Origin of the sequence: Hansschlegelia zhihuaiae, from assembly GCF_004103825.1 — a bacterium.
In the GTDB taxonomy this organism is placed as follows: Bacteria; Pseudomonadota; Alphaproteobacteria; order Rhizobiales; family Methylopilaceae; genus Methylopila; species Methylopila zhihuaiae.
Genome location: NZ_RYFI01000019.1, coordinates 1 through 12,626 on the forward strand (window position 1 = coordinate 1; position 12,626 = coordinate 12,626).

At 68.1% G+C, this 12,626-nt stretch carries 12 protein-coding genes, 1 tRNA gene and 1 pseudogene; 9 read left to right on the forward strand and 5 right to left on the reverse strand.

Annotated features, from left to right (window positions below):
- The 7 genes and pseudogenes from EK403_RS17480 to EK403_RS17510 all read left to right on the forward strand — a co-directional run.
- Positions 1-210 (forward strand): annotated as a pseudogene (locus EK403_RS17480) (tripartite tricarboxylate transporter permease); the annotation flags it as partial.
- A gap of 10 nt (positions 211-220) precedes the next feature.
- Complete coding sequence (mdcA, locus tag EK403_RS17485) at positions 221-1,879, forward strand: malonate decarboxylase subunit alpha (RefSeq protein ID WP_128778757.1); 1,659 nt, start codon at positions 221-223, stop codon at positions 1,877-1,879.
- Positions 1,880-2,056: 177 nt separating this feature from the next.
- Complete coding sequence (gene mdcC / locus EK403_RS17490; RefSeq protein ID WP_128778758.1) at positions 2,057-2,371, forward strand: malonate decarboxylase acyl carrier protein; 315 nt, start codon at positions 2,057-2,059, stop codon at positions 2,369-2,371.
- Entirely contained in the window at positions 2,368-3,264 is an 897-nt protein-coding gene (locus EK403_RS17495; RefSeq protein ID WP_128778759.1) for a biotin-independent malonate decarboxylase subunit beta, read from the forward strand. Before mdcC ends, EK403_RS17495 begins: the two co-directional genes overlap by 4 nt.
- Positions 3,261-3,983 carry a biotin-independent malonate decarboxylase subunit gamma gene (locus tag EK403_RS17500; protein ID WP_128778760.1) on the forward strand — a complete coding sequence of 241 codons (723 nt, stop codon included), beginning with the start codon at positions 3,261-3,263 and terminating at the stop codon, positions 3,981-3,983. The genes EK403_RS17495 and EK403_RS17500 overlap by 4 nt, the downstream gene beginning before the upstream one ends.
- A complete protein-coding gene (gene mdcB, locus EK403_RS17505) occupies positions 3,980-4,849 on the forward strand; it encodes a triphosphoribosyl-dephospho-CoA synthase MdcB (protein ID WP_128778761.1) in 870 nt (289 codons plus the stop codon). Before EK403_RS17500 ends, mdcB begins: the two co-directional genes overlap by 4 nt.
- Positions 4,846-5,769 carry an acyltransferase domain-containing protein gene (locus EK403_RS17510; protein ID WP_128778762.1) on the forward strand — a complete coding sequence of 308 codons (924 nt, stop codon included), beginning with the start codon at positions 4,846-4,848 and terminating at the stop codon, positions 5,767-5,769. Before mdcB ends, EK403_RS17510 begins: the two co-directional genes overlap by 4 nt.
- Before the next feature lie 34 nt (positions 5,770-5,803).
- Here the strand turns inward: EK403_RS17510 and EK403_RS17515 are convergent, their stop codons facing one another.
- On the reverse strand, positions 5,804-7,165 hold the full coding sequence (locus tag EK403_RS17515) for a calcium-binding protein (protein ID WP_128778763.1): 1,362 nt from the start codon (positions 7,163-7,165) through the stop codon (positions 5,804-5,806).
- Between the two features lie 157 nt (positions 7,166-7,322).
- Between EK403_RS17515 and EK403_RS17520 the strand changes: the two genes are divergently transcribed.
- The gene (locus EK403_RS17520) at positions 7,323-7,943 is read left to right on the forward strand and encodes a hypothetical protein (protein ID WP_128778764.1); all 621 of its coding nucleotides are present in this window, start codon (positions 7,323-7,325) and stop codon (positions 7,941-7,943) included.
- A gap of 9 nt (positions 7,944-7,952) precedes the next feature.
- On the opposite strand, the gene EK403_RS17525 is transcribed toward EK403_RS17520, so the two are convergent.
- From EK403_RS17525 to EK403_RS17535, 3 genes are all read right to left on the reverse strand, one after another.
- Positions 7,953-8,237, reverse strand: a complete 285-nt coding sequence (locus EK403_RS17525; protein ID WP_128778765.1) for a hypothetical protein — start codon at positions 8,235-8,237, stop codon at positions 7,953-7,955.
- Positions 8,238-9,143: 906 nt separating this feature from the next.
- Positions 9,144-9,219, reverse strand: a tRNA-Thr gene (locus EK403_RS17530).
- Between the two features lie 112 nt (positions 9,220-9,331).
- Positions 9,332-11,038 carry an MFS transporter gene (locus EK403_RS17535; protein ID WP_245479768.1) on the reverse strand — a complete coding sequence of 569 codons (1,707 nt, stop codon included), beginning with the start codon at positions 11,036-11,038 and terminating at the stop codon, positions 9,332-9,334.
- A gap of 589 nt (positions 11,039-11,627) precedes the next feature.
- Between EK403_RS17535 and EK403_RS22500 the strand changes: the two genes are divergently transcribed.
- Positions 11,628-11,765 carry a hypothetical protein gene (locus EK403_RS22500; RefSeq protein WP_164919660.1) on the forward strand — a complete coding sequence of 46 codons (138 nt, stop codon included), beginning with the start codon at positions 11,628-11,630 and terminating at the stop codon, positions 11,763-11,765.
- Here the strand turns inward: EK403_RS22500 and EK403_RS17540 are convergent.
- Positions 11,762-12,562: a TrmH family RNA methyltransferase gene (locus tag EK403_RS17540; protein ID WP_128778766.1), complete on the reverse strand. Its 801-nt coding sequence runs from the start codon at positions 12,560-12,562 to the stop codon at positions 11,762-11,764. The two genes, EK403_RS22500 and EK403_RS17540, sit on opposite strands and share 4 nt — an antisense overlap.
- Between the last annotated feature and the right edge of the window lie 64 nt (positions 12,563-12,626).

Below are 12,626 nucleotides of genomic sequence, written 5' to 3' on the forward strand. Positions count from 1 at the left end.
CTGGGCGACCGCGCCGAGGACGCCTTCCGCCAGGCGCTGCTCGGCTCCGGCGGGTCGCTCAGCGTGTTCTGGGCCAACGGCCTCGTCACAACCCTCGTCGTCCTCTCCGCGATCCTGCTGTTCTGGGGCCCGATCTCCGACGCCCTCGCCTGGGCGAGAGGCCGCGGAAAAGACCGCGAGCCGGCCCGAACCGTGGAAGTCATCGAATGAGGACGCGGTGATGCTGGAGAAGGCCGACGGCGCGCGCGCCTGGGACACGCTCGAGCGCAGCTATCGCACCCGGCTCGCGCGCGGCGCCGCCTTCGCGACGGGCAAGACCGTCCGGGCGGGCGACATCGTCCCGTTCCTCGAGGCCGTGATCGAGCCGCATGACCGCGTCTGCATCGAGGGCAACAACCAGAAGCACGCGGACTTCCTGGCCGCCTCGTTGGCGAAGACCTCGACGGAGACGATCCACGACCTTCACATCGTGCAGTCCAACCTCGCGCTGCCGCCGCATCTCGACGTGTTCGAGCGCGGCACGGCCCGGCGCCTCGACTTCTGCTACGCCGGCCCGCAGGGGCTGCGGATGGCGCGGCTCGTGGCCGAGGGGAAGATCGAGGTCGGGGCGATCCACACCTATCTCGAGCTCTACAGCCGCTACTTCTGCGACCTCACCCCGCATGTGAGCTTCGTGGCGGCCGACGCCGCGGACGCCGACGGCAACCTCTACACCGGCCCCAACACCGAGGACACGCCGGCCATCGTGGAGGCGACCGCCTTCAAGTCCGGCGTGCTGATCGCCCAGGTCAACCGGCTGGTCGACCGCGTTCCCCGGGTGGACGTGCCGGGCGACTGGGTGAGCTTCGTCGTCGAGGCCCCGAAGCCGCATTACATCGAGCCGATCTTCACCCGTGACCCCGCGGTCATCACCGAGGTCCAGGTGTTGATGGCCATGATGGTCGTGCGCGGGATCTACGAGAAATACGGCGTCGCGCGGCTGAACCACGGCATCGGCTTCGACACCGCGGCGATCGAGCTGATCCTGCCGACCTACGCCGAGGACCTCGGCCTCAAGGGCAAGATCTGCCGCTACATGTCCGTGAACCCTTGCCCGACCCTCATTCCGGCGATCGAGAGCGGCTTCGTCGAGGGCATCCATTGCGCGGGCTCGGAGCTCGGCATGGAGGCCTATACGGCCGCGCGCTCCGACGTGTTCTTCATCGGCCGCGACGGCACGATGCGGTCGAACCGCATCTTCTGCCAGCTCGCGGGCCACTATGCCGACCTGTTCATCGGCTCGACGCTGCAGATCGACCTCGAGGGCAACTCCTCGACCGCGACGCTGTCGCGCATCACTGGCTTCGGCGGCGCGCCAAATTTCGGGTCGGAGTCGCGCGGCCGCCGGCACGGCAGCGAGCCCTGGCTTAAGGCCGGCGCCGAGCAGAGGCGCGAGGGCGCCATGCCGCGCGGCCGCAAGCTCGTGGTCCAGATGGTCGAGACCTTCGGCGACGGCATGTCGCCGACCTTCGTGGAGCGGCTCGACGCCTGGGAGCTGCAGAAGACCTTCGACATGCCGCTGCCGCCCGTGATGGTCTATGGCGACGACCTCACCCACCTCGTCACCGAAGAGGGGATCGCGAACCTCCTGCTGTGCGACACGCTGGAGGAGCGCGAGCAGGCGATCCGCGGCGTCGCGGGCTACACGCCGGTCGGCCTCGCGCGGGACCGCGAAATGGTCGCGAGGCTGCGCGAGAAGGGCGCGGTGCAGTACGCCGAGGACATCGGCGTCGACAAGCGGCTCGCGACGCGCGACCTGCTGGCGGCGCGCTCGATCAAGGATCTGGTCGCCTGGTCGGGCGGCCTCTACGACCCGCCCTCCCGCTTCCGGAACTGGTGATGGCGGATTGGGGAAACGGCCTGCGTGCTTCGAGACGCGTGCTGACGCAGGCTCCTCAGCGTGAGGAGGGGCTGAGGATGCCAGACCCGAACCTTCCTGATGCTGAGGAGGCCCGAAGGGCCGTCTCGAAGCACGCAGCGGCGGCGCGCCTGCTGCATAATCAAAGCGAGCGTTGAGATGGAGCATCTCGAATATTCGTACGAAGGAGCCGGCCCGAGGCCCGACGGCGCGTCGGCGCTCGTGGGCGTCGTGGGCTCCGGCAACCTCGAAGTGCTGATCGAGACCGCCGAGCTTGGCGGCCGCTGCGCCGCAATCGTCGACACCTCCGTGCGCGGCTATGGCGACACCTGGCGGCAGGTGCTAGCCGACTTCTTCGCCCGCCACGCCCTCGGAGACGTGAGAGTGTCGATCAATGATGGCGGGGCGACGCCGGCGGTGGTGAGCCTCAGGCTCGATCAGGCGGCCGCGGAGATCAAGGACCCGGCCTCGTGAGGGTCGCGCGCCACAGCTTCTATGAGGCGACCGCCCGCAAGCGCGTGCGGGGGTTGGTCGACGCCGGATCGTTCCGCGAATTCTGCGGGCCGGCGGAACGCGTCACCTCCCCACATCTGCCGGCGCTCGGGCTTCCAGTCGCCTTCGACGACGGCGTCGTAGTCGGCGAAGGGACGATGGACGGCCGCAAGGTCCTGATCGCCGCCCAGGAGGGCGGCTTCATGGGCGGCGCGGTCGGCGAGGTGCACGGCGCCAAGATCACAGGGCTGCTCGAGCGCGCCGTCGACACCAGGCCCGAGGCCGTCGTGCTGCTGCTCGACACCGGGGGCGTGCGTCTGCACGAGGCGAACGCCGGCCTCGTGGCGATGGGCGAGATCCAGCGCGCTGCGCTCTCGGCCCGCCATACGGGCGTGCCGGTCATCGTCGCGATCGGCGGCAAGAACGGCTGCTATGGCGGCATGTCGATCGTCGCGCGCTCCTGCGACTGGATCGTCGCGAGCGAGGAAGGCCGCCTGTCGATCTCCGGCCCGGAGGTCATCGAGACCGTCGAGGGCATCGAGGAGTTCGACTCGCAGGACCGGGCGCTGGTCTGGCGGACGATGGGGGCCAAACACCGCCGGCTGATCGGCGAGATCGACGCGCTGGTGGCCGACGACATGGACGAGTTCCGGGACGCGATCCTCCGCTTCGTCGGCCGTTCGCGTCCGCTCGACCTCGACGCGCTCGAGGCCGAGCACGCCATGCTGTCGCGAAGGCTCGAGCGGTTCTGGGACTGCGCCGACGGAACGGACGTCTGGGCGCGACTCGGGGTCAACGACCCGGCCTCGGTGCCGTCGCTGCCCGCCGACCGGTTCAACGCGCTGCTCGGCGCGCTGTCGGGGGAGCGCCGATGAGCGAGACGTCGACCGTCGACCGCGTGCTGGCCGGGCTGTTCGGCGAACGCGATGATATCGTTCGGGAAGGCGCGACACTCGCAGGCGTGGCGCGCTTCGAGGGGCGGAACGTCACCGTCATCGGCACGTCCGACCGCGCCGTGATCGGGGCCGAGGTCGCGCTTCGGCTCGCCCGCGCGACGCTGGACGCGATGCATGACGAGCCGGGCCGGCCGATCCTCGTGATCGTGGACAATTCCGGCCATCGCCTCAGCCGGCGCGACGAGCTGATGGCCAACAATGGCTGCATCGCCCATCTCACCCGCTGCCTCGACGCCGCGCGGCGCCGCGGACACCGCGTGATCGGCCTGGTGCACGACCTTGCGGTCTCGGGCGGCTTCATGGCCACGGGACTCGCCACCGATCTCTGCTACGCGCTTCCGGGCGCCGAGGTCAGGGTGATGGCCCCGGCCGCGATGGCGCGCGTCACCAAGATCCCGCTCGAGCGACTGACCGAGCTTTCGGCCCGGAACCCCGTGCTCGGGCCAGGCGTCGAGAACTTCATCCGCGTCGGCGGGCTGGAGGGCGTCTGGGACGGCGACCTCAGGGCGCATTTCCGAGAGGCGCTGTCGCGGCCGCTCGACGGCGACGACCCGCGCCGCGCGCTCGGCAAGCAGCGCGGCGGCCGGAGCGCGGCGGCCGACATCGCGGCGCGCGTGCGGGCCGGTTCCGTCGCGTGAGCCCGTTCGCGCTTCGCACGCGAGGCCTGTCGGCGGGCGAGGCCGCCCGGATCGACGCGCTGGCGGTCGAGGCGCTGATGCGCGAGCTCGTCTGCTACCCGAAGCCCGGCCTCGTCAGCCTCGTGGACAGCGGCAGCCATTCGGACATGGACGCCTCGACGTTCCGTCGCAGCATCGCGGCGCTCGAAGGCTATTTTGGCGAGATGGCGGACGCGGGCGCCGAGAGATCCTCCTTCCGGGAGCTGAACGCGATCGGCCGCCGGGCCGAAGCGCGGATGTTCGCGGCGACCCATGGGATCAACACCCATCGCGGCGCCGTCTTCTCGCTTGGCCTGCTGGCTGCGGCGGCCGGCCGGGCGGCGGTTGACGAAAATCACGAGGCGGCCCGGGTCTGCCGGCTGGTCGCCGACCATTGGGGCGCCGAGATCCGCATGGCCGGCGCCGCGGAGCGCGAGGCGAGCCACGGCGCCAGGGTCCGCGCCCGATATGGCGCGCCGGGCGCGCGGGAAGAGGCGGCGGAGGGCTTTCCGACGGTGATCGGCCATGCTTTGCCGGCTTATCGGGCGAAGCGCGCGGCCGGCGCATCACTCAACGACGCGATGGTGGACGCGTTCTTCGCGATCGTCGCGGTCCTCGAGGACAACAACCTGCTCTACCGCGGCGGTCCCGAAGCGTTGCGCCGAGCGCAGGAACTCGCGCTCGACGTCCTCGCGCGCGGCGGCGCATCGGCGCCGGGCGGCCGGGAGCGGGCGGAAGCCGTGCACCGCGCCTTCACGGCGGCGCGGATGAGCCCGGGCGGAGCCGCCGACCTTCTCGCCGCGACCGTGTTCCTCGCCGCGTTCGAGGGGCCGGAGCCCTGCGCGTGACGCTGGCGGTCGTCTGTTCCGGGCAAGGCGGCCAGCATCCGGACATGTTCGCGACGCTCGCGCGGATGCAAGCCGCGCGGCCCGTGCTTGAGCATGTGGCGGCGCTCACCGGCCTTTCCGTCCTCGACGGCCCGCTCGATCTCGCGCCAGGGGCGCTGGCCGCGAACCGCACCGCGCAGATCCTCGTCGCCGGACATGCGCTCGCGGCCCATGCGGAGCTTGCGGCTCACGGCGTGGAGGCCGCGGTCTTCGCAGGCTACAGCGCCGGCGAGATCGCGGCGCATGGCTGCGCCGGGGCGCTCGACGTCGGCGCCACGCTCGACCTCATGGCGGCCCGAGGCGACGCTATGGACGCCGCCTGCGAAGGCGCGGCGGTCCAAGGGATGCTGGCGACCATCGGGCTCGCGCTCGCGCAGGTCGAGCAGCTTGCGCAGGAGACCGGCGTTTTCGTCGCGATCGTCAATGGCGCGGATCACGTCGTGGTGGGCGGAGCGACGGAGGCGCTTGACCGGTTCGAGACCGCAGCCGCCGGCCGAGTCCGTCACCTGCGGCGGCTCTCGGTTCAGATCGCCTCCCATACGCCGCTGCTCGAAGACGCCGCGCCGCGCTTCGCGGAAGCCGTCAGGATGTCGGGCTGGCGCGCGCCGAGCGTTCCGGTGCTGTCGGGCGTCGACGGCCGCGCGATCCGCGACAAGGAGGAGGCCGCGCACTTTTTGGCGCTGCAGCTTCACCAACGGCTGGATTTCAGGCGATGCCTGGAATGCGTCTTCGAATATGGCGCCACCGCCGTGATCGAGCTCGGTCCGGGGCGCGCGATGACCCGGCTGATCGAGGAAAGTTTCCCCGACATGACCGCCCGGGCTTTCGAGGATTTCCGGACGGCCGCGGGCGCCGCGAAATGGGCGCTGCGGCGCAACTGACGAGGATGTCCTTCCGCGCGCACATGGCCCGTCGCTAGAGGACGAAATCTTCCGCCGCCAGAGCGCCGACCGGAGCCCGAAGCTGGATGAACAGATCCGCCGCGCCGTCACCGTTGGTGTCGCCCTCGATGGAGATGTCCGCGTTCGGATCTCCGCCGAGATAGGACCAGCGCAGCTGACCCGCGACGCTGGTGAACGCGCCCGTTCCGATGAAGCTGAACGCCTGATTGGCGTCCTCAAGCGTGTTGGCGTCGATCCCCGAAACGTCGATGAGGTCGCCGAGGGACACCTCGAAGTCCAGGATCTCGGCCTTGTTGTCGACGCCAAGGCTCTTGGCGTTGAACACGAAGCGGTCGGCGCCGCCGCCGCCGAGCAAGCTGTCCAGGCCGCCGCCGCCCGTGATGGTGTCGTCCCCGTCTTCGCCTTCGATCCGGTTCGCCTGCGCGTCCCCGGTGAGCTTGTCGTCGCCGAACGTCCCGACCAGATTCTCGAAGCCGCTGATCCGGTCCTTGCCTTCGCCCGTGTTCTGGGATCCCGGATTGGCGAGCGAGACATTCACGCCCTTTCCGCTGAAAGACCCCATGATGAGCGTGTCGAAGCCTTCGCCGCCTTGCAGGACGTCCGCCCCGCCGCCGCCGGAAATCGTGTCGTCGCCCGCGCCGCCCAGCAGCGTGTCGCTTCCCTCGCCGCCGCCGAGAACGTTTCCGAACTGGTCGCCCGTCAGCTTATCGTCGCCGCCTCCGGCCACTATGCCTTCGACCGTGTAGAACTTGACGCTCCCGCCGCCTTCGATCGACTGGAAGCCGGACTTCCGCAGGTCCAGTTCCAGGTCGACGATCTTGCCAACCCCGAAGATGGTCGACGCAAAGGCGGCGATATCCTGTCCGTCTCCTCCGTCGAGGCTGTCTCGACCCTGTCCGAAGTACATCGCGTCGTCGTCGGCGCCGCCGAACATTTTATCATTGCCCGCGGCGCCGATGAGAGTGTCCGAACTTTCGCGTCCGCGCAGCGTGTCGTTACCGTTGAAGCCGAGAATGACGTCTTCGCCCGCCGATCCATCCGCCGCGAACTTGCCGATGATCTCGAAAAACTCTTCGAAAGTGTTCAGGCCACGAAGCTGCTTGGCTGAAGCGGTGAAGTCCGTGATGGTCGCCAGCGTCTCGCCGTCCACGCGGATTTCGCAGGACGTCGCGGTCCCCGTCAGAGGCTGCTCCTTCTCGTTGTATGTGAAGCCCTCGCCGCCGAAGAACAGCTCGACGCCCTCCGACCCGGTCAGGCGGAACGCGTCGAAAGCGCCGTCGCGGAGCAGCCCGCTCCCGAACATGAATCTCGGCGCATAGATCCCCAAATTGGTGTCGCCCGCATCGGCGAGATCAGCGTACGTAACCTTCGACATGGCGTTGTCCCTCGGCGCCGGCTCGTAAATGAGCGCTCATCTGGAGAGTCACGATGCCCTTTTGAGACCGCCGGACCATTTGCCTGTTCAGCGGCTCATCGACCGTAATCACGGTTCCTGACACCGTCCACACTCAAACGGATGAGGAGCCGGCCCCTTGACGATCTTGATACGACGGCCTTGCGGTGAGCTTCCTCGCCGCCGTCCACATCGCGGCGACGAGGGCTATCTGCCGCAACGGCTGCGGCAGCATAAACGGGGGCTCGCATCAGTCTTCAGCGCGCAATGGCCCGACGCCAAGTATCGCGGCGTCGTGCAGAAAGCCACAATGGTGGCCGGCGGCGTGAGCGCCGGTAAATGGGGCTCCGCCCTTGTCGATCTCAAGCCGCTTGCTGAAACCTCCCTGTCCGAGTTCCGGGCGCTCACCGCAATCGGTCGCCTTCAGGGCGTCAGGCCCGGGCCGTTCAACACGCCGATGGCCATGACGACGGCCGGGACGCCGGTCGGATGGATGGGCAAGGGCAACCAACGCCCGTCACCTCCATGGCGTTCGACCGCGGCACGGTCGCACCGGCCAAAGTCGGCGGGCCCGTGGTCCTCACAAACGAGCTTGTGCGATCAGCCTATCGGGCGGCAGAGAAACGCCGGCGTTTCGCTCGCCGATCCGCACTTCGTCATGCATGCGATCATCGCCACGAACCTCGCGTCGCTGGACGTCGACATGTTCCGCGGCGTCGGGCCGTTCGGCGGCGAGATCAAGGGAATTCCGGTTGGCTGATCGCTCCGTTCAGGGCCGTCTCAATTCCAGTGACGATACTTCCCCCGGAGGAAAATTATTATTGTAACCTGCCTCCAATGGCCAAAACAGTCCTTCGTGATTGGCGTCCTGCCAAGCGTACCATAAGCCAGACTGAACATAGATGCGCATAACAGAAGTATTCCAAGCACCTAAGCCCAGGAATCCACGACTCTCTTTTGAAAGATCTGATACGCTCGCGTCGAAATGAGCTTGATCTCCCTCTTCTGCGCCATCGATATGGTGCTGCGTCGAGTACACGGTCAGCAGTGCCATGAAAGTACCTCCAACCTTCTTGGGTGCTCGAGCCACTACCGTGCTTTAGCTCTCGACACCCTGCGGCCAGGCGCAACGCCAAGCCGCCTCGGGGGGGCTGAGCACGAAGGTGGTACGGAGCTCGAAGACTAGCGCCAGAGAGGCTTGCGAGCAATACAATCATTTAAAAACTGTTAATGTCCATCGCAGCCTTAGTTAAGATGCGCAGTCATGAACTAGTGTTCAAAGGCTTACTTCCATTCAACCTGACACGGGTTCTGCCGCGGGTCTGATCAATGAACTAGCCGCGAGCCCTGCACCCGTCATGAGTTTTGCAATCGGCGGCTATGTCCTGCATGCCGAACATCGGGCGGACGGGCGGACGGGCGGACGGGCGGACGGGCGGGCGGCGCGTCGTCGATCTCGATCGTTCGCGAATGGCCGGACGGGTTCGGCGAGAACATGAACCCAGCGCAGGTCGTGGGCCGACTGGCAGCACCAGGCCCCGCTCCGGCCCCGGTAGCGCAAGGTGCGTTTTGAACCTTCGCAGTGCGTGCCCAAAGGAGGGGTGAGGGGACCGACCGTTGGGGTCGCTTGCGCGCGGCCGGCCCCTCAGTGAGCCGGTTCCTGTCCGAGGTCTCCGGCAAACGCCGCCGGCCGAGGGCGGCGTCCTGTGACCTTCGCATCAACAGTGGTCTCGCACGACGGCGCCTTTCGACGATCGACCTACCAAAATCGAAGTATCGTCACTGCGCGAGCTGGGGCAGCGCCACGGGGCCGCCGGCATCAGCGTGACCAGCGGCCAGCGGCGCGCCGGAGCGCGGAAACGCCTCGCCCGCCGAACGAAACAGGGCGGTTTGTCGGAATAGACCCGTAAGGTCTTGTCGGAATGCGTATGAAGGGCAGGGCGCAAAGCCAAGAAGTTCTTGGTGCCGCGTGAGGGGCTCGAACCCCCGGCCCCCTGATTACAAATCAGGTGCTCTACCAGCTGAGCTAACGCGGCGAGGCGTTTTGCGCTCCTGATCCCGCAGACTGCCGCCGTCGTCAATGGCCGAAAACGAAACGGCCCCGCGGAATCCGCGGGGCCGCATTTCGTGGAACTGATCGTCGGGCGATCAGGCGTTCTCGTAGGTGTTGAGGTCGCGGTCCTTTGTCTCTCGGACGAAGATCAGGCCGATCACGACCGTCAGCAGCGCGAAGCCGATCGGGTACCAGAGGCCGGCGTAGATGTCGCCGGTCGAGGCCACGATCGCGAAGGACGTCGCCGGAAGCAGCCCGCCGAACCAGCCATTGCCGATGTGATAGGGCAGCGACATCGCGGTGTAGCGGATGCGAGTCGGGAAGAACTCGACCAGTGCCGCCGCGATCGGCCCGTAGACCGCCGTGACGTAGAGCACCATGACGGTGAGGATCGCGATGATCTTCAGCGACTGCATGTTGCCGAGCGCGCCGAAGAAGCTCGTCACCTTGACCTTCTCGGGATCGGCGGCCGCCGGGTAGCCGGCCGCGACCGCCGCGTCGCCGATGGTCTTGGCGAAGGCGGCGGCGTCGAACGGAACCTCGGCGCCGTTGACCGTGACCTTCATCGGCGAGCCGGCCGGCGCGTCCACCTTGGTGTAGCGCAGCGCCTGCTGGGACAGCGTCCGGCGGGCGATGTCGCAGGGCTCGGTGAACTTGCGGATGCCGACCGGGTCGAACAGATTGCCGCAGTTCGCCGGATCCGCCACGACCTCGATCTTCACCGTATCGAGCGCCCGCTCATATTTCGGGTTGGCGATCGAGGTGAGCGCTCCGAACAACGGGAAGTAGGTGATCGCCGCGACCAGGCAGCCGCCGAGGATGATCGGCTTGCGGCCGATCCTGTCCGACAACGCGCCGAAGAACAGGAAACCGCCGGTGCCGAGGATCAGCGACCAGGCGATCAGCACGTTGGCGGTCAGCAGGTCGATCTTCAGGATGCTCTGCAGGAAGAACAGCGCGTAGAACTGGCCCGTGTACCAGACGACTGCCTGGCCGACGACGAGGCCGAACAGCGCGATCAGCACGATCCTGGAGTTCTTCCACTGGCCGAAGGCCTCGGACAGCGGCGCCTTCGAGCGCGTGCCCTCTTCCTTCATCTTCACGAAGGCCGGCGACTCGTTCATCTGCAGCCGGATATAGACCGAGATCGCGAGCAGGAGGATCGAGGCGAGGAACGGGATGCGCCAGCCGCCCTGCAGCCCGAAGGGCAGTTGGAAGTCGGTCGCGAACGCCTGTTCGCCCATCCACAGGCGCAAGCTGACGATGACCGCGAGGGACAGCAGCAGGCCGAGCGTCGCGGTGGTCTGGATCCAGGACGTGTAGAAGCCGCGGCGGCCGCGGGGCGCATGCTCGGCGACATAGACCGCCGCGCCGCCATATTCGCCGCCGAGCGCGAGGCCCTGAAGCATGCGCAACGCGATGAGCGCGACCGGCGCGACCCAGCCGATCGCGGCGTAGCTCGGCAGCAGGCCGACCAGGAAGGTCGAGGCGCCCATGATCACGATGGTGATCAGGAAGGTGTATTTGCGGCCGACGAGATCGCCGAGACGCCCGAACACCAGGGCGCCGAAGGGCCGCACAAGGAAGCCCGCCGCGAAGGCGAGGAGCGCGAAGATCGCCTGCGTGGCCGGCGGAAAGGCCGAGAAGAACTGCTTGCCGATGATCACGGCGAGCGTGCCGTAGAGGTAGAAGTCGTACCATTCGAAGATGGTGCCGAGCGAGGAGGCCAGAATGACCTTCTTCTCCTCACGCGTCATCGGCCGTGTCCGTTCGGACATATCGGCGGTGGCTGCGACGGACATGGGCGTCACCTCGGTCTTCTTAGCGTCCGCAAGGCGTTCCCGGCGCCCGGCGGCCGTGCCGCCGTTCGTGCGGCGGCTGTTGATGTTTAGGATCAGCCCTGGCGCGCTCGCCGGCCGGCCCCATCTCCCCGAAAGACGCGATGCGCCCGCGTCAGTCGACTGCTCGATCAGTCGGCGTCGAGGCTCAGAATCAGGGGCGTGTGACAAGGATGAGCAGCGGCCCTTGGACCGTCCGCCTTGGCCTGCCTCTAACCCCCTCCAGACCTGGCGCAGAATGTCGCAGCTCTTAGATACAAGTTGTTGTAATGACTCGTCGACTGGCCACCGGATGCGACGTTCGTCTATAGCGCTTTTAGCTTTTATGATGCTGGCGTCTCAGGGAGTCGCGGCAGCTGAAAAGCGGCCCGGCACAAGCATCGCGGAACCGCCGGATCTCAGCCCCGGAACGGTCACGCGGCCGGCCGGCAAGGCCGACCGGGAGTGGCGGCGCGGGCGCCGCGCTCCGGAGATTGTGACCGCGCCCCGGCTTCAGCCCGCGCCGAACAGGCCGGAGCCGCTCCGCTACGATGGCCGCGGACGGAGACTCAACGTGCCCGGGCGGCCGGACACCTACGACGCCTTCGGCCGGGCAGGGGCGCTGAGGCGCCCCGGGCCCGTCGTCCCGCAGACCGGCCCGACGGTGAGGACGGACGCGCCGACGCGCATCAACCAGTTCCCGCCGCGCTAGGAGCGTCGCGCGCGGCGCGCCACATGAAGCGCGATCGCCGCGGCGTTCGAGACGTTTAGGCTCTTGATCGCGCCTGGCATGTCGAGGCGGGCGAGCGCGTCGCAGGTCTCGCGGGTGAGCTGGCGCAGGCCCTTGCCCTCGGCGCCGAGCACCAGGGCGAGTCCCCGTCCGTCGAGCGCGGTCTCGTCGAGCGACGCGGGTCCTTCCGAATCGAGCCCGACGCGGAAAAATCCGCGTTCGCCAAGCTGTTGCAGCGCACGGGCGAGGTTCTGCACGAGCACGAGCGGGGCGTGCTCGAGCCCGCCGCTCGCGGCCTTGGCGAGGACGCCGGTCGCCTCCGGACTGTGGCGCGCCGTCGTGACGATGGCGTCGACCGCATAGGCGGCCGCCGTGCGCACGATCGCGCCGACATTGTGCGGGTCGGTGATCTGGTCGAGCACGAGCACGAGGCCGTCGGCCGGGATCGTCGCCAGCGTCGGAATCTCGAGCGCCTCGGCCTCAAGATAGAGCCCCTGATGCACCGCGTCGGGCGTGAGCAGCCGGTCGATCGCGCTGGGACGCACGATCTCCGGGACGATTCGGTCCCCGACGCCGGCCTCGGCGAGCCGTGCGGCGGCGTTCTCCGTCGCGAGCAGGCGGATCGGCGTGCGGCGCGGATTCCTGAGCGCCTCGACGACGCTGTGGAGACCGTAGAGCACGACCGGCCCGTCATGGTCACGCGGGTGGACGGCGCGCTCTTCGGCGCGGCGTTTCCAGGACGGGGCGTCCTGCGGACGCGATTTGCGGGGCGGGCGCATGGCGTTCTCCTGCGCCGTGTCGGGTGGGGCGCTGCGCGACTCGTCGCGCCTGACGCGCATAGCC

What these genes read in the sequence shown, in the direction of transcription:
- EK403_RS17525 (WP_128778765.1), bottom strand. Translation starts at nt 8,237, where the DNA reads ATGGCACTGCTGACCGTGTACTCGACGCAGCACCATATCGATGGCGCA.
- EK403_RS17500 (WP_128778760.1), top strand. Translation starts at nt 3,261, where the DNA reads ATGAGCGAGACGTCGACCGTCGACCGCGTGCTGGCCGGGCTGTTCGGC.
- EK403_RS17535 (WP_245479768.1), bottom strand. Translation starts at nt 11,038, where the DNA reads ATGTCCGTCGCAGCCACCGCCGATATGTCCGAACGGACACGGCCGATG.
- EK403_RS17515 (WP_128778763.1), bottom strand. Translation starts at nt 7,165, where the DNA reads ATGTCGAAGGTTACGTACGCTGATCTCGCCGATGCGGGCGACACCAAT.
- mdcA (WP_128778757.1), top strand. Translation starts at nt 221, where the DNA reads ATGCTGGAGAAGGCCGACGGCGCGCGCGCCTGGGACACGCTCGAGCGC.
- EK403_RS17540 (WP_128778766.1), bottom strand. Translation starts at nt 12,562, where the DNA reads ATGCGCCCGCCCCGCAAATCGCGTCCGCAGGACGCCCCGTCCTGGAAA.
- mdcC (WP_128778758.1), top strand. Translation starts at nt 2,057, where the DNA reads ATGGAGCATCTCGAATATTCGTACGAAGGAGCCGGCCCGAGGCCCGAC.